Source organism: Acinetobacter sp. AOR41_HL, from assembly GCF_027854645.1.
Lineage (GTDB): Bacteria > Pseudomonadota > Gammaproteobacteria > Pseudomonadales > Moraxellaceae > Acinetobacter > Acinetobacter nosocomialis.
Window position 1 is genome coordinate 47,362 of sequence record NZ_JAKTHZ010000046.1, and the last position, 22,645, is coordinate 70,006.

Genomic DNA, 22,645 nt, shown 5'->3' on the forward strand with positions numbered 1-22,645 from the left:
TGGATTAAAACATTGAAACACTTTCAAGCATAGCGTTGCAATGTGCGGTTTTATATTTTTAACATTCGGGTAAACTAGCGTTCGTCCCGTTTAGCCTTTTGGAAGTATTAATTTGATTATTCGGCGTTATCTCGTCAAGCAAGTTGTCTCTACCTCATTGGTGGTCATCGCATTATTGACCCTAATCATGATGGGTGGTCGTCTGATCAAATACTTTGGTGTGGCGGCACAGGGGCGTTTAGATGCAAGTATTTTATTTAGCATCATTGGATACCGTTTACCTGAATTTTTAACCCTCATTTTACCACTGGGATTTTTTATTGGTTTAATGTTGGTGTTTGGTCGTTTATATGTTGACCATGAAATGGCTGTCTTGAATGGTAGCGGGGTAAGCCGTCATCAATTGGCACGCTTACTCATTCCAATGACACTGGTTTATATGGTTTGTCAGTCTGTGCTTATGCTGTGGATGACGCCGTGGGGACTACGTGAATTTGAAAAATTAACAACGACCCAAGCTGTACGGACAGGCTTTGACTTGGTTCGACCAAGAGAGTTTATTTCTTCAGGACCTTATACGATTTATGCAGGTTCACTGTCGGAAGACCGTAAAAACCTCAAAGATATTTTCTTTTACCAGCGGGCTGCCAAAGAAGGCAAACCAGATGTCATGATTTTGGCCAAAGAGGCAACACGTGTTGAGGTTGCCAATGATACTGCCAATGTCGTCGATCTGGTTCAAGGGCGCCGTTATGAAATATATCCGGGACAACCTAAATATACGCAAGCAGAGTTTCAGTCTTATCGTTTAAGACTTGAGAACGATAAAGACGTCAAGTTTGAGAGTAGTGACGTAGAAGCACTTCCAACCTCTAAACTATTGGCTAAAACAAATGATCCAGTCATTAGAAGTGAATTAGGTTGGCGTTTATTCGGTCCGTTTACCATTATTGTTGCTCTTATGATGTCGGTTGCGTTGTCTGAGGTGAGTCCTCGACAAGGTCGTTATTATCGTCTCATTCCATCTATTTTTATTTTTGCGAGCTTGATTGTACTTATGATTGCGATTAAGACTCGTATTAGTAAAGGTGAGCTCGATATTTGGGCGTATCCAGCGGCTTTATTGGTTTATGCAATTGCAGCTGCCTTATTTTCTCGTAAACAGAAATTAGGGCCGAAAATCAAGAAACAGATCAAGCGAGTGAAATTATAATGTTAGCACGTCGAATAGTCGCCAAATATGTGACGAAAACCACTGCGCTTGCAATGTTTGGTACCACCATTGTCTTATCTGTTTTGCAAGTCTTGTTTACCTATTTAGGTGAACTGGGTGAGTTAAAGCCTGACTATAATGCATGGCAAGCTTTTATCTATGTGTTATGGGGTGCTCCTCGTTATCTATATGAAATTTTGCCTATTTCAGCCTTAATTGGTGCGGTAATTGGATTGGGCGCTTTAGCATCCAACAGTGAACTCATCGTGATGCGCTCGGTTGGGATCAGTTTATGGCGTATTGTGGGCTGGGTAATGCGTTCAGCTTTGCTACTGATTGTTTTATCTTTTGCGTTAAGTGAATGGGTTGTTCCCTATACCAATGAGAAAGCACAAAGTATCAAAAGTCATCGTTCAGTTGCTGCTCTAGGCGAAGTAAAAGGCTATTGGTCAAGAGAAGGGCAACGCTTTATTTATATTGACTATGCGAACTCGCAAGGAAACTTAAGAGATATTCAGGTTGTCGACTTTGATAAAGAATATCACTTGCAGTCTGTAATTAATGCAGAGCAAGGAAAGTTTATTAAAGACGGTCAATGGTCTTTACAAAAAGCCAGTCAGACAGACATTCTTACAGATGGTAATTCGATACTAAATAATCATGATCAGCAGTCTTTAGGATTGGCTCTACAACCTAAATATGTACATATGGTGACTTTAGACCCTGAAGACTTATCTCCAAGTCAGCTCATTAGTTTTATGCGCTATATGGATGAATATAGCCAAGTTCCTAAAACTTACCAATTGGCTTTCTGGCAAAAAGTTGCTTCTCCATTTTCATTGATTACGCTTGTATTAGTGGCTTGTTCTTTTATTTTTGGTCCACTGCGTCAACAGTCAATGGGCTTTCGTTTGGTGATCGCACTCTTTATCGGTTTAGGCTTTTATTACTTACAAGATTTCTTGGGTTACGCAAGTTTGGTATACGCGCCTTCACCAGCGTGGTTTGTACTTGTACCTATTATTTTAATGTTTGGTGCCGGTAGTTACTTACTTTACCGTGCTCGCTAATTCGAAAGAATATAAATGGCTTTCTCAATGAGATGCATTGGTGAAAGCCATAGGAAAAAATAGAGTCTTCACCGAAAATTCGGTAAGATATTGCGATGAAATTGTAGACAAAAGAGAAATTGATTATGACGGATGCAACTGCTGGCAAGATCCCTCACGTTCTGGTCATTATGGATGGTGTTGGACACCGTGAAGCGATTGAAGATAATGCTTTTCTTGCAGCAAAAACCCCGAATTTAACTGCAATGAAAGCAAAGCATCCGAATAGTCTTATTTCTGGTTCTGGTGAAGATGTAGGTTTACCTGATGGACAAATGGGTAATTCTGAAGTTGGCCATATGAATCTTGGCGCTGGACGTGTGTTGTATCAAGATTTTACCCGTATTACTAAAGACATCCGTACTGGTGACTTTTTCAAACATGAAGTATTAATTGATGCTGTTGAAAAAGCCAAAGCTGCTGGTGGTGCAGTTCATATTATGGGCTTGCTCTCAGAAGGTGGCGTTCACTCGCATGAAGACCACATTGTGGCGATGTGTGAACTCGCATTAAAACGTGGTGCAAAAGTTTATCTTCATGCATTCCTTGATGGTCGTGATACTCCTCCACGTAGTGCACAATCTTCACTAGAAAAATTAGACGCTCTATTTGCTCAATATGAAGGCAAGGGCCGTATTGCAACTATGATTGGCCGCTATTTTGCAATGGATCGCGATAATCGTTGGGACCGTGTAGAACAGGCTTACCGCCTATTGACCGAAGGTGAAGCAGTTCGTACAGCAAATACTGCTGTTGAAGGTTTAGAACTTGCATATGCAGCCAATGAAAATGATGAGTTTGTAAAAGCAACTCGTATTGGTGATGTGGCTAAAGTTCAAGATGGCGATAGCGTTGTTTTCATGAACTTCCGTGCTGACCGTGCTCGTGAAATTACACGTGCGTTTGTTGAAAAGGACTTCGCAGGTTTTGAGCGTAAAGTTGTACCGAACCTTTCTAAATTTGTCATGTTGACACGTTATCAGGCCAGCATTGATGCACCTGTGGCATATATGCCTGAAGAGTTGAAAAACTCACTTGGTGAATATTTATCTTCTCTTGGCAAAACGCAATTACGTATTGCTGAAACAGAAAAATATGCGCATGTGACTTTCTTCTTTAGTGGTGGTCGAGAAGATGAATACCCTGGTGAGAAGCGTATTCTAATTCCATCACCAAACGTTGCGACATATGATCTAAAGCCTGAAATGAGTGCTTATGAAGTAACTGATGAACTCGTTAAGGCAATTAACTCGGGTGAGTACGATTTACTTGTTGTGAATTATGCCAATGGTGATATGGTCGGCCATACAGGCGTATTTGATGCCGCGGTTAAGGCGGTTGAAGCAGTTGATACATGTTTAGGTCGTGTATACGAAGCTGTGATGGCCAAGAAAGGTCATATGCTTATTACTGCTGACCATGGTAATGTTGAGCAAATGCAGGACTACGAAAGTGGCCAAGTTCATACTCAACATACAACAGAGCTTGTACCATTTATTTATGTTGGTCCAACACAAGCGACTATCGCAGAAGGTGGTGTACTTGCAGATGTTGCACCGACTATCCTTCATCTAATGCAGATTCCTGTACCTGCGGAAATGCAAGGTCGTAATCTGATTACATTCTCTGCATAAGCGATAGGTGACTAAATGCTGCAACACAATATATATAAAGCTTTTTTGGGTAGTGTATTGATGTGTTGCAGCCAGTTTGCTCTTGCTGCTCCTGTTGTAAAAGAAAAATTATCGCCTCAGCATGCTGATTCACCAGAATCAGAAGAAAGTTATGCAGAAGTCCCTATTGAGTCGATTCAGCAGTTTGTACAAATTTACGGGATTGTTCGCGATAACTATGTCGATGAAAAATCGGACGATGCTTTATTTTTACAAGCAATTAAAGGTCTTGTTAGTGGTCTAGACCGTTACTCACGCTATTTGTCAGCTGAAGAATACCGTCAACTCATTCAATACACCGAAGGTGATCTTGCTTCGGTTGATTTTGCATTAAGCCCAGAAGCACATGTCCATAAATGGATGATTCGTGACCTGAAGGCAGGTTCTGATTCATATAAACTAGGCTTGAGAAATGGACAGACCATTTTAAAGATAGATAATCAGGAACTTAAAAATCTAACCCAAGATCAGGTGCTTGGTTTGTTGTATGGTTCAATAGGCTCAACGCTGCAAGTACAGACAGAAGAGTCAAATACCCCAATCAGTTTAGTCCGTAATAAAAAGATTGAAACTGATATCGAACCTGTCATGTTACATAATCAGGTATTGGTACTAAAAATTAGAGTATTCCAGCAAGATACCGCCAATGAGATTAAACGTTTAATTGAAGAAAATAGTTCTTCGCGTTTAAAAGCTGTATTAATTGATTTAAGAAATAACCCAGGCGGGCTGCTATCTGCTGCTGTTGAGTCAGCCGATTTATTTTTAAATCATGGCATTATTGTTTCTACAAAAAGTCGTTCAGAAGGTAATCAGCAATTTCAGGCCTTACCTGGAAATGATTTTCAAAATATAAAAGTTGGTATTTTAATTAATCACCGATCTGCCTCGGCAGCAGAAGTTTTTACTGCTGCAATGAAAGAGCATCAACGTGCTTGGGTCATGGGTGAAAAAAGTTATGGAAAGGGCGTTGTACAGAAACTTTTCCCTTTGCCAAGTGGGGCAGCCTTGCAAATGACGGTCTCACATTACTACACGCCAAATGGTAATATGATCGAAGGTCAAGGTATTCAGCCTAACCAGACCTATCCCTTGCCTCCAGAAATGAAAGACGAAGTTTATTTAGAGCGTGTTGCCGACCTACTTCTAAAAAGGAAGTAAGCTTTATACTTCCTGTTCAGTTTCAGTATCTAACCCAAATTTCTTCAAACGGTAGCGTAAAGAACGGAAAGTCATTCCTAATTTTTTAGCTGCTAAGGTTCGATTCCAATGGGTCATATTGAGTGCATTGAGCAGAATATCTTTTTCAATACTCTCTAAATAACGCTCTAGACCCTCACTTGGTAATTTTTTTACAATCTGTGGCGTAGCTACAGGATTCTGAAAGCTTTGAGATACCGTTGCGATTGAATTAGAAATATTTGCTCTTAAAGGGGCAGGGTGCAAATGTGGTACATCAATATTGGCATCGTCACTTAAAGTAATTGCTCGCTCAATCATATTTCTTAATTCGCGAACATTGCCGGGAAAGTGTTGTTGTAGCAGATAAGTTTCAGCGCCCTCGGTTAATTGTTTAAGTGGGGTTTCCCACTCCATACAAATTTTCTGAATAAAGTGATTCGCAAGTAACAAGACATCTTCACCACGTTCGCGTAAAGGCGGTAACATGAGATCCATAACATGGATACGGAAGAATAAATCCTGACGAAATTTGCCTTGTCGAACCAACAAATCTAAGTCTTGATGACTCGCGCTAATCACCCGAAAATCAACATCAATTTCCTGATCAGAACCGACAGGACGAATCTTTTTTTCTTGTACTGCGCGTAGTAATTTAACCTGCATACTAAGTGGTAATTCGGCAATTTCATCTAAAAATAAACTGCCACCATGAGCAGATAAAATGAGGCCCTGTTTGTCTTGCGTTGCCCCTGTAAAACTGCCTTTTTTATGTCCGAACAGCTCGCTTTCCATCAGTTCAGTTGGAATAGCGCCACAGTTAATCGCAATAAAAGGCCCTTCACTACGGTTACTCAGCCGATGAACTAGGTTGGCAACCACTTCTTTACCTGTTCCAGACTCGCCAGTAACAAATACAGGTGCTTGTGAGCGCGCAATTTTTTTAATTGCGATGCGTAGTTGTTGAATAGGCTGAGAGCGGCCGATTAATAATTTGTTTTCTAGAGCACTCTCTGCAAAATCATGCTCTATTTTTTGCCGATTTAAGGCTTTCTGTAATAATTGATCTAGATGTACTTGGTTGACCGGTTTGCTTACAAAATCAAAAGCGCCTGCTTTTAATGCTGCAATTGCAATATCCATATTGCCGTAAGCAGTTAAAACCGCAATGGGAGTGTTGGTATAATTTTGAGAGACATGTTTGACTAAGTCTAATCCACTCCCATCGGGTAAGTTTAGATCGGTTAAACATGCATCGTAATGAAACTGTGTGAAGAGTTGTTTGGCCTGTTCAACCCGATAAGCAAGATGTGTTTTAATCCCCATTCGTGCAAGTGTCATTTGCATTAAAAGGCACAAATCTTCCTCATCGTCTACAAGCAAAACGAGTGGTTGCTGTTCTGCCATTTCCCCAAAAACCTAATAAAAAATCAATATATTATTGGGCATTCTATTCTGAAGCATGCCCCTTGTTTTTGCTCTACATAGGTGAGCTTTGCATGGTTTGCCTCACAAAAACTATGAGACAAGTATAATCCTAAACCAGTTCCATTAATTTCGGTACTAAAAAATGGTTTAAATAATTGAGATATATCACGTTTTGAAACACCTTCACCGTAATCGATCACATCAATATAAATTTTATTTGTTTGTGAATGAATGTTGATCATGACATTCGGTGAGTCGGGTGCATTATGTCGTAAAGCATTTCGCACTAAATTGATCATGACTTGTCTTAGTTGTTTTTCGTCAAATAAAAATTTTAAAGAACGATCAGAAATTTTGAGTTGAATTGAGTGCTTAACGTCAGATAAATCTTCATCGAGTAGCGTATTTATAAAATTGTTTAAGTCAATCTGAATAGGGTGTGTTCTTTCGCTACGAGCAAGTCCTAAGGTGTCCTGAACAATACTATCAATGCGTTTAGTTTGCTTGCCAATCATATGGCGTAAAGTATTTTGTTGTTCGAGATCACTATCTTTAAGTAACTCATTTGCTTGAACAATTGCAGCCAGAGGATTGCGGATTTCATGTGCAATACTTGCCGAGAGTTGCCCTAAAGCGGCAAGTTTGAGTTGCTGTGCTTGCTGATTAATTTGTTGGGCATCTTGTAAAATGAGTAGTGTCAGAGCTTGTTGCGGCACTAAAAGATGCTGCACTTTAATATTAATGGAATAAGCTGATAGCCGAGACTCAAAAATAAATCGGTCATTTTCTTTTAAGTCGCCAAACTTCAATATTTCAAATAAATCGGGATGCCATTTAGCCAAAGGATATTTTTCATTGGCAAACTGGGGAGGAATACCAAGCAATGAACAAGCAGCGGGATTGCTAACAACAATGTCGTAATTTTCGTCTAAAACTAAATAGCCTTGTTCAATTTGCTCTAAAATATAACGGTTAATATTTTGAAGCTGGTAAAGCTCGATTGACTGGTGAAAGGTGAGTGCTTCAAGTAATTTAAAGCGCTGCACTGCAATTTGTCCAATCCCGTGAACAACGAAAAATAAAAAAGCTAATAAAGCGCTATTACCGATTGTGTTTAGATTGTTGTAGTCAAATAAACTACCCACGAAGCGTTGGTAAATAACCGCAATAACCGCAAGTAAGGTAATAACTAAAGACACTCTTGCACTGAGCAAAATCGCCGAAGTAAAGATTGCAATCACATACAGCAAACTAATTTGTAAATTAGGCTCCCCAGCAGAAAATGAAAGGAGGCTTAAACAAATAATGTCGACAATAAAAAATAAAATAAGCTGCCGAGTAGTTTGGATAGCAATAAATTTAAAGCATAACAATTGCACAAGACTTACAATTGAATAGCTTAGTAAAGTGTAAAAATATAAAGAGGGTTGCTGCAAACTATTGTCGGTTTGAGCATTGGTTAAAACCAAAATAATATTCAGGCTAACCGCAATAATAAGACGGTATAAACCATACCAAGTGCCCAAACGAAAAATCGTATGGGACAGGGATGAATTTAAAGGAGAGTGCATGTAAGTCTGATTATGGTTTGATCAGACCGTAACGAATCGCAAGATGTGTGAGTTTTACATCACTATCAATTCCTAACTTTTCAAAAATACGGTAACGGTAAGTATTTACAGTTTTCACACTTACAAAAAGTTTATCGGCAATTTCTTGCGCGCTAATACAGTTAACGACCATCATCGCAACTTGCATTTCCCGCTCCGATAACGAATCAAAAGGAGATTGTTGAGTATCAGATAAATAAGAGCTTGCCAGTTGCTCGGCAATATCGGCACTAAAATATTTACCACCCTGCATGACCTTATTAATTGCACGAACCATCTCGGCAATTGGGGCTCCTTTGGTGATATAGCCTTTTGCACCGGCTTTTAATAATAAAGATGGGTAAGGCTCTTCGGCGAGGCCACTTACAGCAATGACTTTCGTCTCTGGAGCTGTTTGTAATAAACGACGAGTTGTTTCTACACCACCGATGCCTGGCATGTTGACATCAAGTAGTACGACTTGCGGATGTTGCTGGCGAACGATAGCAATAGCTTCTTCCCCAGATTCGGCTTGTCCAATTACCTCAACATCTGCATGATCTTCTAACATACGGCAAATACCCGTACGTACCAGTTCATGGTCATCGACAACTAAAACTGTAATCAAGAAGACCTCCTTTCTTTCAAAAAACAAGTTTTTTGTTACATAAAGCAAAATAAGCTTGCAATGGAATGACAAAATTAGCAATCCTATTCTTCTATAGTGAGCGAATAGTTGTGCACAATTGTGTCGGTAAAGCTTTATACCTTATATCTCAAATGTAAGGCATAATGATAGTAAGCGCAAATGTGTGTCACCCTGAGTCGAGTATTGTGCCGTGAAAAATTCTAAAAAGTCTTTAATGCATGTGCTAAGCATGTCTATTTTGCTTAGTTTGAGTTCAACAAGCTTTGCAGAACTCGTCAATAACCCGTCCTCAGGGAGTACTGGTACTGCAAGTTTAAATTGGTCTGCAGCGGATGCTAGTCAACTTTTAAATGATGAAGATGATGAGCCGACTCCGCAAGGTTCAACGTCTGTTACTACAACTTTACGTGGCAGTAATGCACCGAAAGTTATTAGCTCTACACCTAGAGTTGCTCCAATCCGTGATACCGTGGGCTATAATGCCCAGCCGAGTGTTAGTGCACGTGCTGCACTTGTAATGGATGCGCAAACGGGTGAGGTCCTTTATAGTAAAAACACCAACGCGTCAGTACCGATTGCGTCTATTACCAAATTAATGACAGCAGTTGTAACCGCAGATGCGCGTTTAAACATGTCAGAAGAAATTACACTTGAGCAAATCGATTTTGCCGGTGCAAATGGTAAGAACTCAAGCTCTACCTTACGTGTGGGCGACAAGATGAACCGTGCAGAAGTTCTTCTGTTTGCTTTAATGAAGTCAGAAAACCCAGCGGCAGCAGCTTTAGCGCGTACTTATCCGGGCGGTCGTCCTGCATTCGTAGCAGCGATGAATGCTAAAGCACGTTCTTTGGGTATGAATGCCACTCATTATTACGAATCAACCGGTTTAGATCCACGTAATGTCTCTTCGGCGCGTGACTTGGGAATTTTGGCGAGTACAGCGTCTCAGTATGGTTTGATCCGTCAATTCTCAACAACACCAACTTACGACTTTAATTTAGGTTACCGTGTACTCAAGTCAAACAATACCAATGCTTTAGTGCGTAATGGTGGTTGGAATATCAACTTATCTAAGACCGGCTATATTAATGAAGCAGGCCGTTGTGTTGTTATGCATACTACTGTGAACTCACGTCCAGCAGTCATTGTATTGCTTGGTGAACCAAGTACACAGGCGCGTAATAACGATGCAACTAACTTGTTAGGTTGGTTGAGTAATTTGCCAAAACGTATTTAAGTTAAATATTTTAAAAACGCTTCTATTAAGAAGCCTTTTTTTATGCCATTTTAAATAGCATAAAAAAACGGCTGTTTAATACAGCCGTTTTTTATAAAAATTCAGATTTTACATATTAGATAAAATCGAATCTTTTACTTGATCCATTGTTGCATCAATTGACAACATCACTGCATCAGCACATTGTTTGATTGCAGTATCAGGGTCTTTCAAGCCATTACCAGTTACTGTACATACGATGACAGAACCTTCAGCAATTTTACCCGCTTTAATGTCACGGATCGCACCACCGATAGAAGCAGCAGACGCTGGCTCAACAAATACACCTTCATACATAGAAAGTAAGCGTTGAGCTTCTAAAATTTCGCTGTCTTGGAGTTCATCAAACCAGCCTTTAGAGTCACGTACTACAGCTTTTGCATGGTTCCAGCTTTGTGGGTTACCAATACGGATTGCAGTTGCAACTGTTTCAGGGCTTTCAACTGGAGCACCACGTAAGAATGGAGCTGCACCAGAAGCTTGGTAACCTACCATTGTTGGTAAGCCTTCTGGTTTAGGACCGGTAAATTGATCGGTCGCAGCATCATAAATCACTTGTTCGAACTGATCAGCAGGTTGGTTTGCTACAGCTTCTGTATAACCCATCCAGTGAGCTGTAATGTTACCTGCGTTACCTACTGGCAAGCAGTGATAGTCAGGTGCACGGCCTAAAGCTTCAACGATTTCATAAGCAATCGTCTTTTGACCTTGCAAACGGTAAGGGTTGATTGAGTTTACAATCGTTACAGGAGCTTGATCAGCCACTTCTTTTACTAGACGCATACCATCATCGAAGTTACCACGGATTTGCATAGTGATCGCACCATACATCATGGCTTGAGCCATTTTACCCATCGCGATTTTGCCTTCTGGAATCAAAACAAATGCTTTGATACCAGCACGCGCAGCGTATGCGGCAGCGGCAGCAGAAGTGTTACCTGTAGATGCACAGATAATTGCTTTAGAACCTTCTTCAACCGCTTTGGTTACAGCCATGGTCATACCACGGTCTTTAAATGAACCAGTCGGGTTTAAGCCCTCATATTTCACATAAATTTCAACATCTTTGCCAATAATACGTGGAATATTCTCAAGTTTAATGAGAGGGGTGTTGCCTTCACCCAAAGAGATAGCACGAGTAGTTGCCGAAACTGGCAAACGGTCACGATAACGATCTACAAGACCAGTATAACGATTGGCATTAGACATGATGGTGTTCCAATTATGAGGTGAAGCGGGAGAGGGAATCTTTCCCTCAACCTGATTAACTATCGAGCGATTCTAAACGAATTCTTACGATTTCGCCACGAATTGCAGGTAATGCTTGAATTTGCGCAAGAGCGTCATCCATTTTTGATTCAACGATTGGATCGGTCAAAATTACGATTGGAATGAGGTCTTTTAAGCGTGATTGTTGCATGATGGCATCAATACTGATTCCAGCACGGCTTAAGATGGTTGTTACATCTGCAAGTACACCAGTTTGATCTTCAGCATTTAAGCGGATGTAATAACCTGTAGTCATTTGTTCACGGCTTAAAATTGGCATATTTGTTAATGCTTCGAAAGCCAGTTGAGGAATTGTACCTGCACCATCTTCTGTATAAGAGATGTCACGAACAATATCAATCACATCGGCAACGACCGCAGAAGCTGTTGGACCAGCACCAGCACCAGCGCCGTAGTACAGCGTTGGGCCAACGGCATTGGCTTGAACTAAGACAGCATTTTTAACGCCGTTTACGTTGGCAATAAGCTGCTCATCTGGAATAAGCGTTGGGTGAACACGTAACTCAATACCATGTTCAGCACGACGTGCAATACCTAAATGTTTAATGCGGAAACCAAGTTCTTCGGCATATTTCACATCTTGCGCAGTGATTTTGCTGATACCTTCGGTATAGACTTTATCGAACTGCAGAGGAATACCGAACGCACAAGACGCTAAAATTGTAAGTTTATGCGCAGCATCAACACCTTCAACGTCAAAAGTTGGGTCTGCTTCTGCATAACCGAGTTCTTGGGCTTCTTTTAATACATCATCAAATGCACGACCTTTCTCACGCATTTCAGTCAGAATGAAGTTGCCAGTACCATTAATGATGCCTGCTAGCCATTCAATATGGTTTGCAGCAAGGCCTTCACGAATCACTTTAATAATTGGAATGCCGCCAGCAACTGCTGCTTCATAAGCAATTTGGACAGCGTTGTCTTCTGCTGCTTTAAATAGTTCATTGCCATGTTCAGCGAGTAAAGCTTTGTTTGCAGTAACAACTTGTTTGCCGTGTTTGATCGCTTCCATAATGACTTCATAAGCAGGGTGAATACCACCCATCACTTCTACAACCACATCTACATCGGGTTGACGAACGATATCAAGTAAGTCTGCGCTTTGTTTAATCCCTTCCAATTCGAGATCTGGACGAGGGCGACGTGTTCCAACGTGGGTAATTTGAATTTCTCGACCGGTGCGACGTTTAATTTCAGCGGCATTTTCTTGTAGTAGTTTAAGGGCTCCTCCACCTACGGTACCTAGACCGAGTATTGCCAGGCGAACTGGTTTCACGTCACACTCCATATCATCATTGAATCATTTAATTGAAGCTAGATCATAGCTAAAAAAAACGCCAGACTCTAGCGCTTTTCGTGCCTGTTCAATCAATTAGAGTGCGATGTTCGGAAAAGCAGAGTAGATCAGTCTTTAAACACTGGCATGTAAAGAACTATTTGTTGAAAAAACAAAGCGCTGCAATAAGAGCAGCGCTTTGTGTACAAGATAACTGGTGAACTATTCATCAAAATTGAGAATATTATTTATCCAGACGTTTAACTAACTCATCTGGTGTTAAGTAGCCACCGAGATATTGTCCATCGACGTTGTAGATGGCTGGAGTACCATTCACACCCATGTTTAAACCAAGTTGATATTGTTCGCGAACAGGATTTTTACATTGAGCAGGTGGAATATTAATGCCTTGTACAGCTTGATTAAATGCAGCTTTACGGTCTGCACTACACCAAACGGCTTCCATCGTTGGCATAAATTGTTCGCCGCGTGGCCACGCAATGTAACGAACCTCAATGCCTTTCTCATTAATCTCGGCTAAATGCTCATGTAATTTGTGGCAATAAGGACAACTTGCATCGGTAAACACATAAATTACATGTTTAGCTTTACCACCTTTAGCTGGGTAAACAATCAAATCTTCATTTTTTAAAGCAGCAAGGTGCTTTTTGTTTTCTGATGCTTGAAGGTTGTCGCCAATATTATGCAGTTCTTTACCGCCTAAACGGATGACATCACCTTGAATAAGGTACTTACCATCACTTGTCGTATAAACAGAAGTCATACCTTCAAGGTTTACCCAATATAAATTAGGTACTTCAGTCGGTTTGATATCTAAAATTTTGACGTTGATGTTTGCATTCTTAAATTGTTTTTGCAAAGTTTCGATTAAACGCTGTTTAGCATTGCGTTCAATGATGGTTGAAGCTTCCCCAGTAGCAGGTGCGGTCGCTGTGAGCGCATCTTCTTTTTGTGGTTTGTTTTCTTTAGAACAAGCACTGAACAACAAGCTAGAAGCCAAAGCACAGGCAAGAAAAATTTGAGATCGGGTAAAGGACATAGATAACCCTTATTTCATCAGTATTTATAGTCAGAAGCTGCTAAGCATAACAAAAAATCTAGTGTGTATTGTTAAAACTTTCTTAACCTTTGTGAACGAAATCAAATGATTGTTCGGTGTATTTCATATAATTCGTTTAAAAATTTTTAACCTCTAGGGTGATGTTTTTCATGTAATTGTTGCATTCTTACTTGTGCTACATGGGTATAGATTTGGGTGGTAGATAAGTCACTATGGCCCAGTAACATTTGTACTACGCGCAAGTCAGCGCCGTGATTGAGCAAGTGTGTTGCAAAGGCATGACGTAAGGTATGAGGCGACAGCTCAGCCTGAATATTGGCTTGTAGTGCATATCGTTTAATTGCATACCAAAAATTCTGACGGCTCATGATTCCGCCATGTTGAGTTAAAAATAAATAGTCAGTGGAAGTTTTATAAAGTTGTGGACGTGCATCATTTAAGTAGCGTTCTACCCAGTCACAAGCATATTGGCCTAATGGTACTAAACGTTCTTTATTGCCTTTACCAGTAATACGTAAATAGCCTTGTTTTAAATTGATTAGCTCCAAGCGCAAGTTGATTAGCTCGGAAACACGTAAACCACATGCATAAAGAACTTCAAACATCGCTCGATCACGTAACCCCAAAGCTGTTGTAATGTCAGGCGCTTGAATCAGTGCTTCGACATCTTCTTCTGATAAATCTTTGGGTAAAGCTCGGCCAATTTTGGGTGAGTGATGTGTCGCTACCGGGTTATCGCTTCGTAATTTTTGTTCACGTAAAAATTTGTAAAACTGGCGTAGGGCAGATAAACAACGTGCAATTGAGCGTGGACTTTTTCCTATTTTAGTGAGTTCAATGAGAACATCAGAAATGTCATCACTCGACCATTTCGGCAAGCTATTTTTTTTATGAAGTTCAGCACATTGAATCAGGTCAGATAAATAAGCATTACGAGTATGTGGACTTACTGTTTGTGCAACTAAATAGTCGCGAAAACCTTGTAAAAAGCTCAAATGTTCAGGAATTTGAACAGGGCTTGGAATACGCGGTTTCTTATTTATCATAAACAATGTCCTCTAAACCACTGTACTTTAAAAGAAACTTTAAGATTTGTCGATTAAAGTAGGTGAGAATTGAAATTTAACCTTATTTGGTAATTATTCTCATTTATATGTATACTAGTAAAAAAGGTTTAGGATCGGATGCGGTGCGTTTATCAGCGTTGAAAGTGAAGCAAGCGGCTACCATCACCAAAGTAGATCGGATGACACAAACATCCGAGCAACAAGATTTGGTCGCAATTCGTTTGGAAAGCTTGGGCTTTGTACCAGGTACTCGAGTAGAGGTGATTACCAAAGGTATTTTTGGTGGTGATCCGATCTTAATCCAAATTGGCTTTACTCGTTTCGCTTTACGTAAGGCGGAAGCGGAAAAAATCGAGATTCAGTTAGAAGGAGTACCCGCATGAGTAATGCGCTACGTATTGCCCTTGTGGGAAATCCGAACTGCGGTAAAACTTCGCTGTTTAACCATTTAACTGGAACAAGACAAAAAGTTGCTAACTATGCGGGTGTAACTGTAGAGCGTAAAGTCGGTAACTTTCAATTACCTTCAGGCCGTGCAGTTCGTGTACTAGATTTACCGGGTACCTATAGTCTGCAGGCAACTAGCCCAGATGAAGAAATTACCCGTGATGTCTGCCAAGGCAAAATTGCCGAAGAAGGGCAGCAAGATGCTTTTTTATGTATTGTCGATGCGACGAACTTAAAACTGCATTTGGGTTTGGTGCTTGAAATTATTGAATTAGGGCGCCCAATTCTGGTTGTATTGAACATGATGGATGAAGCGCGTCGTCGCGGTATTCAAATCAATACACAGAAACTCTCTGAGCGTTTAGGTGTTCCTGTTGTTGAAACGGTTGCCGTACGTAATTCAGGTATTGAAAATTTATTGCATGCGCTCGATCAAGAAAAATATACCGTACCTCATACTGAACTGAGTGGTTTAAGTGGTGGGCATCATCAGAAAATCGAAACGATTTTTAAAGATGTGGTTAATTTTGTTGATCATGATGATAAGCGTACTGACTTTCTAGATCGAATTTTCTTACATCCTGTGTTGGGTTTACTCAGCTTGGCAGTAATGATGTTTATTGTCTTTCAGGCAGTATTTGCTTGGGCTGAACCTTTTAAAGCTGCAATTGAAGATGGGGTAATCCCATGGTTAGGTGAGTGGTTAAATGGAGCCATCCATCAACCTGTGCTACGCAGTTTAGTCGTAGACGGTGTTCTGGCAGGAGCGGGCACAGTACTGGCTTTCTTGCCACAAATTTTGATTCTCTTCTTCTTTATTTTGGTACTCGAAGAATCAGGTTATTTACCGCGTGCAGCGTTCTTGCTCGATAAATTAATGTTTAAAGCCGGCTTGAGTGGTCGCTCTTTCATTCCATTATTATCAAGTTTTGCCTGTGCGATTCCTGGCATTATGGCAACCCGAAGTATCAGTGATTCACGTGACCGTTTTACCACGATCATGGTTGCACCCCTCATGACATGTTCGGCACGTTTGCCTGTCTATGCCTTGTTAATTGGTGCATTTATTCCAAGTCAAACTGTTTTAGGCATCTTTAACTTACAAGGTTTGGTGCTGTTTGGTTTATACATGGCAGGTATTTTAAGTGCACTTTGTGTTGCCTTTGTGATGAAGTTTTTGCGTAAAGACAAATCACAGCATGCCTTGTTAATGGAATTACCAAGTTATCGTTTTCCTGATCCAAAAAGTATTGCTATTGGGTTGATGGAACGCGCAAAGATTTTCTTGCGTCGTGTTGGTGGGATTATTGTTGCATTGACCATTATTCTTTGGTTCTTGTGTACTTTCCCTCAACCACCCGAAGGCGCAACGCTACCAGCAATTGATTATAGTTTTGCGGGTATGGCAGGGCACTTTATTCAGCCTTTATTCGCACCGCTTGGCTTTAACTGGCAAATCGTGGTGGCTCTCATTCCCGCAATGGCTGCTCGTGAGGTTGTGGTTGCCGCATTAGGTACGGTATATGCGTTATCTGGTGCCGATGATAATGCTGTTGCACAGGGGCTTGCTCATTTGATTAGTGCAAACGGCACTGGTTGGTCATTGGCTACAGGGCTATCTTTATTGGTCTGGTTTATTTATGCACCACATTGTTTAGCAACCTTGGCAACGGTACGCCGTGAGACAGGTTCATGGAAACATGTGGCAGTCATGACGGCTTATCTATTTGGTTTGGCTTATCTCATGTCATTTTTAACCTACCAAATTGCATCACGCATTTGGGGTTAATAGGAGGCGCTTATGTTTGATTACCTTATTGTTGCTGTATTGGTGTTGTGGAGTGCCATTGTTGTCTTTAAAAAGGTATTTCCTCAAACGTCCGCTTCAGTATTTCTTGCATTATCAATCCAGTGTCAACGCTTGGGTTGGCAGCGTTTGGCGTCATGGTTGAAGCCTAAACAGGCTGCCGGTTGTGGTGGCAATTGTGGCTGTTCTACTGATGATGCACCTACTCAAAAGTCCGCTCCAGTACAAACGGTGAAGTGGCGTTAATTTTTCTGTATAAAAAGCCATCGAATGATGGCTTTTTTACGCACTGACACAAAAAAAGTAGAATAAAAGTCAAACTGAAAAAGTATTCAAAACAGCAAAGTGCTAACATTTTTGCCATTCTGTCGATTGATAAATTGTGGGGCAAAAATGTTAATACAACGTGGTGGGTTAAAAGTTGTAGCAGGCTTGGGTATATCAGGTGTTTCTGCTGTAAATTTCCTGCATGAACAAGGCTACCAAGTTGCAGTAACGGATTCCCGCCCCACACCTCCCGGACATGATCAAATTCCTGCAGACGTGAAGACCAGTTTTGGTAAACTCGATCAAGAATTATTACTACAAGCAGAAGAAATTATTTTAAGCCCAGGCCTTGCACCACAATTACCAGAAATTCAGGCTGCTATTGCTAAAGGTATTTCTGTAGTAGGTGATATTCAGCTACTTCGCCGTGCAACTGATGTACCGATTGTTGCGATTACAGGCTCTAACGCGAAGAGTAGTGTTACTACTTTAATGGGCTTAATGGCTAAAGATGCAGGTAAGAAAGTTGCCGTTGGTGGTAACCTTGGTCGCCCAGCTCTAGATTTACTTAAAGATCAACCAAAGTTATTGGTACTTGAGTTATCAAGCTTCCAGTTAGAAACCACATCTCACTTAAATGCTGAAGTAGCTGTGGTACTGAACATGAGTGAAGATCACTTAGATCGTCATGGCAATATGCTGGGGTATCACCAAGCAAAGCACCGTATTTTCCAAGGTGTCAAGAAAGTTGTATTTAACCGTGATGACGCTTTAAGCCGTCCTCTTGTACCTGATACAACGCCAATGCAAAGCTTTGGTCTAAATGCACCTGACTTAAACCAGTACGGCGTTTTAAGAGATGCTGACGGTACACTTTGGCTTGCTCGTGGCTTGCAGCGTTTAATTAAAAGCTCAGACTTATATATTCAAGGTATGCACAACGTAGCCAATGCTTTAGCGTGTTTAGCATTGGGTGAAGCAATTGGCTTACCTATGGAATCTATGCTTGAAACTTTAAAACACTTTAACGGTTTAGAGCACCGCTGTGAGTATGTAAAGACCGTACATGATGTACGTTATTACAATGACTCAAAAGGAACCAATGTTGGCGCTACACTTGCAGCAATTGATGGTTTAGGTGCTGCGATTGAAGTGAAAAAAGGTAAGGTTGCCCTAATTTTAGGTGGGCAGGGTAAAGGTCAAGACTTTACTCCTTTACGTTCTTCTATCGAAAAGTATGCCAAAGTTGTGGTATTGATTGGTGAAGATGCGCCTGTCATCGAGCAGGCCATTCAAGGTGCAACTAAAATTTTACATGCGGCAACACTTAAAGAAGCTGTCGAGCTATGTCAACGTGAAACACAAGCTGAAGATGTGGTATTGCTATCACCAGCATGTGCAAGTTTTGATATGTTTAAAAGTTATAATGACCGTGGTCAGCAGTTTGTTGCCTGCGTCAATTCGTTGGTTTAAAGAAAATATGATTAGGAATGTAGTATGGCAGGCTTAGCTCAGACCACAATCCAGAAAATCAATCATTGGTATGAACGGATATTGCCGAAATGGCCAGCGGAAGTGACGCCACGTAATGTCTTGATTTTCTGTGTCGTTGCATTGTTATGTATCGGTTCGGTGATGGTAGCATCTGCTTCGATGCCTTATGCAGAATATATGCATGAGAACCCGTTTCACTATGTCATCCGCCATGCGATATCTATTGCAGTTGCTGGGGTCGTGGCGTATTTGACCTACCGAATCTCACTCAATACATGGTTTAAAAATACGTTTCCGCTGTGGTTGTTAACCATGGTTCTGTTACTTGCTGCTTTGGCGGTAGGTTCGGAAGTCAATGGTTCTACACGTTGGATTAAAATCGGTGGCTTTACCTTACAGCCTACAGAGGTTGCCAAAGTCATGATGGCAATCTTTACGGCAGACTACGTGGTACGCCGTGCTAAAGAAGTTCGTACACACTGGAAAGGTTTACTGCGTTTAAGTGGTGTGATGGCGATTACGGTCGGTTTAATTATTGCCGAGCCTGACTTGGGTGCGACGATCGTTATTGTCATGATGATGGTCGGTGTGTTCTTTTTAGCTGGTGCGCCGCCAACACAGTTCTTAATTATGCTTGGTGCGATTGTCACCGGTATCGTGTTTTTGATCTTGTTTGAGCCTTACCGTTTCCAGCGTTTGATTTCGTTTACCGACCCATGGGCAGATCCATTAGGTGTGGGTTATCAGTTATCAAATGCACTCATGGCCTTTGGCCGTGGTGAATGGTTTGGAACAGGCTTAGGGCATAGTGTTCAAAAGCTATCTTATTTACCAGAAGCGCATACTGACTTTATGTTGGCCGTGTTAGGCGAAGAGTTTGGCTTCTTTGGTATTTCGATTGTCATTGGCTTATCTTTCTTGATGTTGGCTTGTTGTATCAAAATTGGACACCGTGCCTTGAAACATCATTATCTTCGCGCGGGCTATTTGGCTTACGGTATTAGTATTATTTTCTTACTCCAGATTTTGGTAAATGCGGGTATGAACATGGGCTTAATGCCAACCAAGGGTTTAACACTGCCATTTATTAGTTATGGTGGTACGTCTTTAATGATGTGTGCTGCGATGATTAGCTTGATCTTAAAGATTGATGCATCAACTCAAGAAGTAAACCCTGAAAGAGAAGAATCGAACTTCTAAACTATTTCAGTTGTTATGAAAAGCCCAATATCGAATCGGGCTTTTTTTATTTATAAATATATTCCGCCAAGCTCTTGTCCGTGAGGAATTAAATCCACATTCCACTGCGCTACAGCTTGCTTGAGCATCACTTCAGGGCGATCTAAATCAACCTTGGGTTGACCTAGGGCTTGTATGGCGTGTTGTAGTAATTGAGGAGCTTTAGTTAAATCGAGTGCTTGAGCAAGATTTTGTTTAGAAAGCTTTTGCCCCTGATCATTCATAGCCAGAGGAAGATGCATATAGCTTAGTTTAGGGTAACCGAGGAGCTGACCCAGCCAGATTTGGCGTTCAGTGTTATCTAAAAGGTCTGCACCACGAACAACGTGTGTAATACCTTGTAGATAATCATCCACGACAACAGCAAGTTGGTAGTTAATAATGCCATCACGGCGTTTAAGAACAAAGTCACCAAGGTCATGTTGTAGATTAGAACAATGAAGTCCTTGCAATCGATCATCGAAACAGATCTGCTGATCCTGAACTTTTACGCGAATCGCTTGATCTTGAAAATCGAGATGCAAATCACGGCAAGTACCTGCATAGATTGCATTTGAACCGAGCATTTTACGGGTACACTGACATGCGTAAACTAAACCTTCTTTTTTAAGTTGGTCTAATACGCTTTCATAAATATTTAGGCGGTCTTTTTGAAAGATGATCTCTGCATCAGGATCGAACTGAAAAGCTTCAATTGATGCGAGTATATGGTCTTCACTACCGGGATAGATGCGTGGAATGTCAGTATCTTCAACACGAACAAACCATCGCCCTTTGTGAGCTCTAGCATCACAGTAACTGGCAACAGCAGTAATCAGTGATCCGAAATGTAAAGGGCCGGTTGGCGAGGGCGCAAACCGGCCTGAGTATGAGCAGCGATTAAGTGGAACATTGTTCCGCGGCTGCGCAAGAGAAAAGCTATGCTTTTCTGGCAAGCGATTTAACTGCTGCGCAAAAGCCGAGTCGAACTCGGCTAGAGAATTCTTAACCGTCACAATTAACCGTTATTTTGCTTCTCTTTAATTTCTGCCAAGGTTTTGCAGTCAATACATAACGTTGCAGTTGGACGTGCTTCTAAACGACGTAAGCCGATTTCGATACCACAAGTTTCACAGAAACCGTAGTCTTCGTTTTTAATCGCTTCAAGAGATTGTTCGATTTTACGAATTAATTTACGTTCACGGTCACGTGTACGTAATTCAATTGCAAATTCTTCTTCTTGGGTAGCACGGTCATTTACGTCTGGCAATGCAGTTGATTCATCTTGCATCGTATTTAAAGTACGATCAACTTCAGACATTAATTCAGCTTTCCATGCTTGCAGAATTTGTCGGAAATGCTCGAGCTGTCCTTCAGACATGTACTCTTCATTTTTCTTAGGTTGATAAGGTGCAATACCAAATAAACTTGCAGTTGAGCCTACGTCAGAAGTTTTAGGTTTCACTTTACGTGCACGTTTTGCAGAAGCTTTATCACCTTCTACTACAACTTCTGTATGTTCATCCAAAACTTGGTTGTGGTTGTCATTCGCCATAATAGGGCATTCCTCATCATACACGTATTATCTATACGCAAAAAATATGGTGATATGCAAGTGTTTTTATAGAAAACCATCGATGGATTTTTCCATCGGGTCGTCATCATATAGATTTTTCCTGCAAGATGATAGTCATTCTATCCCGTAAATAATTTCAAAACGTGTTTGCCCTAGTCATAATTCCTCATAGAGGTATTCAATTTAGGACTAATATCCTGAAATATCAGTGTTTATATGGGTTTCGAAATTTTCAAGTCGAAACACTTTTGTTTCAAAAGTACCATCATTATTCAGACGAATGTAACGGTAACCTGGTGCATTTTGATCGAGTGCAAAATCGTTACTAAACGGTTTAAATTGTACGCTTGTGGAAGGTGTTGAGAAAAATTCGATACCTTGCCAAATGTTAAGAGAGTCTTGATGTACGTGTCCACAAACTAAAGCTTTTACATTTTTAAATGGGCTTAACGTATCCAGTAGTGCATTTGAGTTTTGTAGTTTGTGATGATCAATCCATTTTGATTTCATGGCAAATGGGTGATGATGGCAAGCTAGCAGAACTGGATGATCTGCAAATTGCTCAAGTAAGTTTTCTAAATTTTCTAATTGTTCCAATGACAAATGACCATCTACTTTTCCCTTTACGGCACTGTTGAGCATAATGATGCGCCAATTCCCTAAGCCGACCACCACAGGTTCCTGATGATTTTCGTTATGCAGTGGAAAGTGGTCCACATTGTCATGATTACCGAGCGTGTGGAAAAAAGGCAAACCCAAGGTTTGCATAAAGTTGATATAACGCTTGTAGGTAATAGGGGTTGGGGCTTGTGCGAGGTCTCCGGTATGAATAATCGCGTCCGCTTCTGGATGTTGTTTCAATATCTGCTGGATAATGGCATGGAAACTTTCTTCAGGATTCATCCCCACAAATTCTAGCTGTGGATACTCCAATAAATGTGTATCGGTAATTTGTATGATGACATGATTTTTTTGTGAAAGTGTTGAGACTTGGAAAGTCACCGTC

The 22,645-nt window shown here is 40.8% G+C and carries 20 protein-coding genes; 10 read left to right on the forward strand and 10 right to left on the reverse strand.

Annotated features, from left to right (window positions below):
• The first annotated feature begins 112 nt into the window (after nt 1–112).
• From lptF to MKL35_RS17365, 4 genes are all read left to right on the forward strand, one after another.
• Nucleotides 113–1,213 (forward strand): LPS export ABC transporter permease LptF, encoded by a 1,101-nt coding sequence (gene lptF, locus MKL35_RS17350; RefSeq protein ID WP_002048889.1) that lies wholly within the window; start codon nt 113–115, stop codon nt 1,211–1,213.
• Nucleotides 1,213–2,283, forward strand: coding sequence for an LPS export ABC transporter permease LptG (gene lptG / locus MKL35_RS17355; RefSeq protein WP_002048976.1), 1,071 nt, complete (start codon nt 1,213–1,215; stop codon nt 2,281–2,283). Before lptF ends, lptG begins: the two co-directional genes overlap by 1 nt.
• A gap of 125 nt (nt 2,284–2,408) precedes the next feature.
• Nucleotides 2,409–3,956: a 2,3-bisphosphoglycerate-independent phosphoglycerate mutase gene (gpmI, locus tag MKL35_RS17360; protein WP_106479713.1), complete on the forward strand. Its 1,548-nt coding sequence runs from the start codon at nt 2,409–2,411 to the stop codon at nt 3,954–3,956.
• A gap of 15 nt (nt 3,957–3,971) precedes the next feature.
• On the forward strand, nt 3,972–5,156 hold the full coding sequence (locus tag MKL35_RS17365; protein ID WP_004883636.1) for a S41 family peptidase: 1,185 nt from the start codon (nt 3,972–3,974) through the stop codon (nt 5,154–5,156).
• A 3-nt stretch (nt 5,157–5,159) separates the two neighbouring features.
• On the opposite strand, the gene MKL35_RS17370 is transcribed toward MKL35_RS17365, so the two are convergent.
• From MKL35_RS17370 to gacA, 3 genes are read right to left on the reverse strand one after another with little or no spacing between them, the layout of a single operon-like run.
• The gene (locus tag MKL35_RS17370; RefSeq protein ID WP_032011637.1) at nt 5,160–6,581 is read right to left on the reverse strand and encodes a sigma-54-dependent transcriptional regulator; all 1,422 of its coding nucleotides are present in this window, start codon (nt 6,579–6,581) and stop codon (nt 5,160–5,162) included.
• A gap of 23 nt (nt 6,582–6,604) precedes the next feature.
• Nucleotides 6,605–8,173 carry a sensor histidine kinase gene (locus MKL35_RS17375; RefSeq protein WP_031956174.1) on the reverse strand — a complete coding sequence of 523 codons (1,569 nt, stop codon included), beginning with the start codon at nt 8,171–8,173 and terminating at the stop codon, nt 6,605–6,607.
• 10 nt (nt 8,174–8,183) lie between these two features.
• Nucleotides 8,184–8,819, reverse strand: a complete 636-nt coding sequence (gacA, locus tag MKL35_RS17380) for a response regulator transcription factor GacA (RefSeq protein ID WP_000633799.1) — start codon at nt 8,817–8,819, stop codon at nt 8,184–8,186.
• A gap of 211 nt (nt 8,820–9,030) precedes the next feature.
• Between gacA and pbpG the strand changes: the two genes are divergently transcribed.
• Complete coding sequence (pbpG, locus tag MKL35_RS17385) at nt 9,031–10,077, forward strand: D-alanyl-D-alanine endopeptidase PBP7/8 (RefSeq protein ID WP_004710943.1); 1,047 nt, start codon at nt 9,031–9,033, stop codon at nt 10,075–10,077.
• A 108-nt stretch (nt 10,078–10,185) separates the two neighbouring features.
• On the opposite strand, the gene thrC is transcribed toward pbpG, so the two are convergent.
• From thrC to xerD, 4 genes are all read right to left on the reverse strand, one after another.
• Complete coding sequence (thrC, locus tag MKL35_RS17390; RefSeq protein ID WP_002048893.1) at nt 10,186–11,325, reverse strand: threonine synthase; 1,140 nt, start codon at nt 11,323–11,325, stop codon at nt 10,186–10,188.
• A gap of 55 nt (nt 11,326–11,380) precedes the next feature.
• Nucleotides 11,381–12,682 (reverse strand): homoserine dehydrogenase, encoded by a 1,302-nt coding sequence (locus MKL35_RS17395; RefSeq protein ID WP_270914296.1) that lies wholly within the window; start codon nt 12,680–12,682, stop codon nt 11,381–11,383.
• A gap of 244 nt (nt 12,683–12,926) precedes the next feature.
• Nucleotides 12,927–13,742 (reverse strand): DsbC family protein, encoded by an 816-nt coding sequence (locus MKL35_RS17400; RefSeq protein WP_022575142.1) that lies wholly within the window; start codon nt 13,740–13,742, stop codon nt 12,927–12,929.
• Nucleotides 13,743–13,888: 146 nt separating this feature from the next.
• Entirely contained in the window at nt 13,889–14,809 is a 921-nt protein-coding gene (xerD, locus tag MKL35_RS17405) for a site-specific tyrosine recombinase XerD (RefSeq protein WP_002053149.1), read from the reverse strand.
• Nucleotides 14,810–14,952: 143 nt separating this feature from the next.
• Between xerD and MKL35_RS17410 the strand changes: the two genes are divergently transcribed.
• From MKL35_RS17410 to ftsW, 5 genes are all read left to right on the forward strand, one after another.
• Nucleotides 14,953–15,213, forward strand: coding sequence for a FeoA family protein (locus tag MKL35_RS17410; protein WP_002053176.1), 261 nt, complete (start codon nt 14,953–14,955; stop codon nt 15,211–15,213).
• Nucleotides 15,210–17,066: a ferrous iron transporter B gene (feoB, locus tag MKL35_RS17415; RefSeq protein ID WP_004710937.1), complete on the forward strand. Its 1,857-nt coding sequence runs from the start codon at nt 15,210–15,212 to the stop codon at nt 17,064–17,066. Before MKL35_RS17410 ends, feoB begins: the two co-directional genes overlap by 4 nt.
• 12 nt (nt 17,067–17,078) lie before the next feature.
• Nucleotides 17,079–17,330 carry a DUF6587 family protein gene (locus MKL35_RS17420; protein WP_002053159.1) on the forward strand — a complete coding sequence of 84 codons (252 nt, stop codon included), beginning with the start codon at nt 17,079–17,081 and terminating at the stop codon, nt 17,328–17,330.
• 147 nt (nt 17,331–17,477) lie between these two features.
• Nucleotides 17,478–18,824: a UDP-N-acetylmuramoyl-L-alanine--D-glutamate ligase gene (murD, locus tag MKL35_RS17425; RefSeq protein ID WP_270914300.1), complete on the forward strand. Its 1,347-nt coding sequence runs from the start codon at nt 17,478–17,480 to the stop codon at nt 18,822–18,824.
• 24 nt (nt 18,825–18,848) lie between these two features.
• Nucleotides 18,849–20,045, forward strand: coding sequence for a putative lipid II flippase FtsW (gene ftsW, locus MKL35_RS17430; protein ID WP_004710933.1), 1,197 nt, complete (start codon nt 18,849–18,851; stop codon nt 20,043–20,045).
• Nucleotides 20,046–20,095: 50 nt separating this feature from the next.
• On the opposite strand, the gene gluQRS is transcribed toward ftsW, so the two are convergent.
• The 3 genes from gluQRS to cpdA form a co-directional block, all read right to left on the reverse strand.
• Entirely contained in the window at nt 20,096–21,079 is a 984-nt protein-coding gene (gene gluQRS, locus MKL35_RS17435) for a tRNA glutamyl-Q(34) synthetase GluQRS (RefSeq protein WP_032011635.1), read from the reverse strand.
• A 2-nt stretch (nt 21,080–21,081) separates the two neighbouring features.
• Nucleotides 21,082–21,618, reverse strand: coding sequence for an RNA polymerase-binding protein DksA (gene dksA, locus MKL35_RS17440; RefSeq protein ID WP_001262524.1), 537 nt, complete (start codon nt 21,616–21,618; stop codon nt 21,082–21,084).
• A 210-nt stretch (nt 21,619–21,828) separates the two neighbouring features.
• Complete coding sequence (gene cpdA / locus MKL35_RS17445) at nt 21,829–22,641, reverse strand: 3',5'-cyclic-AMP phosphodiesterase (protein ID WP_002053135.1); 813 nt, start codon at nt 22,639–22,641, stop codon at nt 21,829–21,831.
• Nucleotides 22,642–22,645: the final 4 nt, after the last annotated feature.